Here is a 3,428-nt window from a genome sequence, read left to right as displayed (position 1 = left end):
GCCGCCCACCCTGGCCCCCGGCCCGGCGGGCCTCACCCCGGTCTTCGAGCACGCCCCCCGCAGCACGGACAAGACGGTCGCCCTGACCTTCGACGCCGACATGACCGCCGACCAGGGCCCGCGCGCCGCGGCGGGCGAGCGCTTCGACCACCCCCGTCTGATCGGGACGCTGCGGGCGCTGAAGGTGCCGGCCACCGTGTTCATGACGGGACGCTGGGCGCAGGAGTATCCCGACCAGGCCCGTGCCATCGGCCGGGACCCGCTCTTCGAGGTCGCCAACCACTCCTACAGCCACTACGCGTTCACCGCCGACTGCTACGGGCTGCCCGCCCTCCCCGGGGACCGGATGCGGGCGGACGTGGAGCGGGCGTACGCCGCCTTCCGCGAGGTCGGGGTGCCGGACGCGATGCCGTACTTCCGCTTCCCCGGCGGCTGTTACGACCGCGAGGCGCTGAGGGCGCTCGCCCCGACCGGTGTGACGGTCGTGCAGTGGGACGTGGTCGGCGGTGACGCGTTCGCCACGGACGCGGGCGCGGTGGCCCGGCAGGTGCTGGACGGGGTGCGGCCCGGTTCCGTGGTGGTCCTGCACTGCACGCGCAGCGCGGCCCCCGCGACCGAGCGCGCGGTGCGCCGGATCGTGCCGGAGCTGCGCCGCGAGGGCTACCGCTTCGTGAAGGTCTCCGAACTGGTCGCGGCGGCCGGCGGACGGAGCTGACCGAGCCCCGGCGGACCTACGCTGGAGGCATGACCGACAACGACTACTGCCTGATCGACGCGGCCAGGCCCCCGAAGGCCGAGGGGCCGCCGTACGCGGAGTGCGTGGTGTGCTGGGAGCCGACGGAGTACCCGGAGTCGTACAAGGGCATCACGCTGTGCCCGGCCTGTGAGTGGGAGGAGGCCCAGCGCACGTCCTGCGGCTGCTGACCGCGCCGCCGAGCGCCGGGCGGCGGCTTGGCAGACTGGACGGCGTGAGCACCGACCAGACACAGCAGCCCGCCGCCGACAGCCCCTTCCGCGGCGAGGCCGACGCCCGGGACACGGCACCCCAGTACGTTCTGCCGCTGGTGGTCCGTATCGAACGGGCGGCGCCCCCGCCCCGCACGGACGCCCTGGAGACCGCCGCCCGCGCGGTCCTGGTGATGCTGAGCGACGAGCGGTCGGTGGGCGAGGGCGAGTGGGCGCGGGCGATGCGCGACTGGCAGGACGCGCGGATCCGCAAGGTGGTGCGCAGGGCCCGCGGCGCGGAGTGGCGCCGTGCGGAGGCGCTGCCCGGCATCACGGTCACCGGCACCTCGGCGGAGGTCCGCGTCTTCCCGCCGGTCCCCCTCGACGGCTGGCCCAAGGACCTGGCCCGCCTCCAGGTCTCCGGCACCGACCTCGACGACCCGGAGCCCCCGCCCCCGGCGGACCCGGCCGCCCCGGTCCTCTGGCTCAACCCCGACCTGAACATGTCCGCCGGCAAGGCAATGGCCCAAGCGGGCCACGCGGCCCAGCTGGCCTGGTGGGAGCTGACGGACGCCGACCGAGCCGCCTGGTGCGAGGCGGGCTTCCCCTTGTCCGTGCGCACAGCGCGCCCGGCGGACTTCAGCGCCCTCGTCGGCAGCGGCCTCCCCCTGGTCCGTGACGCCGGCTTCACGGAGATCGCCCCGGGGTCCTGCACGGTGGTGGCGGACCATCCGGGGCTGCGGTAGGGCCGCGGCAGGGACCGCGACGGGGCTTCCAGGAGACCGGGGCCGGGCTGAACGGTCCGGTCGTCGGGGACGTACAGCCTGGCACCGGGCGGTCCGCCGAACCTCAAATGTTGCTCTGAAGGTGGGGGCCATGGGGTTCGGGCGACGAGGGCGGGGCCATACCTCCGTCACGTCCAGGTGAACGTGTCGGCGGGGGCCGGGGGGCCGGCGAAGGAGGGGACGATGATGCGACTGGGTACCGGGATCGGATGGCGGCCGGAGATCGCGGACGCCGTGGAGGGCATGCCGGGGATCGAGTGGGTCGAGGTCGTGGCCGAGAACGTGTGCCCCGGCCATCTCCCCGAGTCGCTGCTGCGGCTGCGCGAGCGCGGGGTGACCGTCGTACCGCACGGCGTCTCGCTGGGACTCGGGGGAGCCGAGCGGCCGGACGAGGGGCGGCTCACCGCCCTCGCCGAGCGCGCCGAGGCCCTCGCCGCGCCGCTGGTCACCGAGCACATCGCCTTCGTACGGGCCGGCGGGACGCTCACCGCCTCACCGCGTCTGGAGGCCGGGCACCTGCTGCCGGTGCCGCGCACCCGCGACGCCCTCGACGTGCTGTGCGAGAACATCCGCATCGCCCAGGCCGCCCTCCCCGTACCGCTCGCCGTGGAGAACATCGCCGCGCTGATCTCGTGGCCCGGCGAGGAGATGACCGAGGGTCAGTTCCTGTACGAGCTCGCCGACCGCACCGGCGTACGCCTCCTGATCGACGTGGCCAATCTGCACACCAACCACGTCAACCGCGGCGAGGACCCGGCCAAGGCGCTCGCCGAACTCCCCTTGGAGGCCCTCGCCTACGTCCATGTCGCGGGCGGCTTCGAGCGGGACGGCGTCTGGCACGACAGCCACGCCCACCCCGTCCCCGAGCCCGTGCTGGACATCCTCACCGACCTCGCCTCCCGGGTGTCGCCGCCGGGCGTCCTGCTGGAGCGGGACGAGAACTTCCCCGAGCCGGACGAGCTCCGCCGCGAGCTGGAGTCCATCGGACGTGCGGTGGAGAAGGGGGCGAGGGAGCGAGGCGAGGCGCAGCCGGAACCTCGTAAGGACACCTCGGCCTCCTGGCCCGGATCCGAGCGGCCGTCCCTGGAACCCGCCCGGCAGCGGCTCGCCCTCGCGCAGACCGCGATGCTGTCCGCCCTCGTCGCGGGAACGCCCGTGCCCGAGGGGTTCGACCGGGCACGGATGGCCGTCCAGGCGCGGGCACTCGCCGCGAAGCGGGCCGACGTCGTCGCCAAGGTCGCGCCGGAACTGCCGGACATCCTCGGCGACGGGTACCGGCCCGCCTTCCTCGCCCACGCCCAGGCGCACCCGATGACCGGCGGCTACCGGCAGGACGCGCTGGACTTCGTGGAGCGGCTGCTGCTGGCCGGGCGGCCGGAGGAGGCGGGCGTACGGCGAGAGCTGCGCGAGTGGTGGCTGGAGCGCTCGGGACCGAAGCCGCGGTCGCGGCGGCCCGCCGTGCGCCTGGCCCGCGCGACCCGGAGGGTGCTGCTGCGGCGCTGAGAGGCCCCGGCACACCTAAACGGAACGTCACATACCGACAACACTCGGTCCGGAATGTGAACAGGGCATGGTGTTCTCGCGACCGTGTCGCTTACAAACAACTCATGTTCTGGGTCCTCCTCCTGCTACTGGCCTGGGCCGTCGCCGGTGCGGCGTGCACGCGGCTGTGCCTGGCCGCGGTCCGCGCGGCGGCCG

4 protein-coding genes are annotated in these 3,428 nt (G+C 74.5%); all 4 read left to right on the top strand.

What is annotated here, in order from left to right; genetic code table 11:
- The coding region (locus tag N4P33_RS33860) for a polysaccharide deacetylase family protein (protein ID WP_260830761.1) at positions 1 to 715 on the top strand (715 nt) is incomplete at its 5' end.
- 29 nt (positions 716 to 744) lie between these two features.
- A complete protein-coding gene (locus tag N4P33_RS33855) occupies positions 745 to 924 on the top strand; it encodes a hypothetical protein (protein ID WP_260830760.1) in 180 nt (59 codons plus the stop codon).
- 44 nt (positions 925 to 968) lie between these two features.
- Positions 969 to 1,691: an aminoacyl-tRNA hydrolase gene (locus N4P33_RS33850; protein WP_260830759.1), complete on the top strand. Its 723-nt coding sequence runs from the start codon at positions 969 to 971 to the stop codon at positions 1,689 to 1,691.
- Between the two features lie 222 nt (positions 1,692 to 1,913).
- Complete coding sequence (locus N4P33_RS33845; RefSeq protein ID WP_260830758.1) at positions 1,914 to 3,233, top strand: DUF692 domain-containing protein; 1,320 nt, start codon at positions 1,914 to 1,916, stop codon at positions 3,231 to 3,233.
- The last annotated feature ends 195 nt before the right edge of the window (positions 3,234 to 3,428 follow it).

It is taken from the genome of Streptomyces sp. 15-116A, assembly GCF_025290915.1.
Lineage (GTDB): Bacteria > Actinomycetota > Actinomycetes > Streptomycetales > Streptomycetaceae > Streptomyces.
The sequence above is the reverse complement of the archived record's forward strand: the minus strand, read 5'-3'. Positions and strand labels throughout refer to the sequence as shown.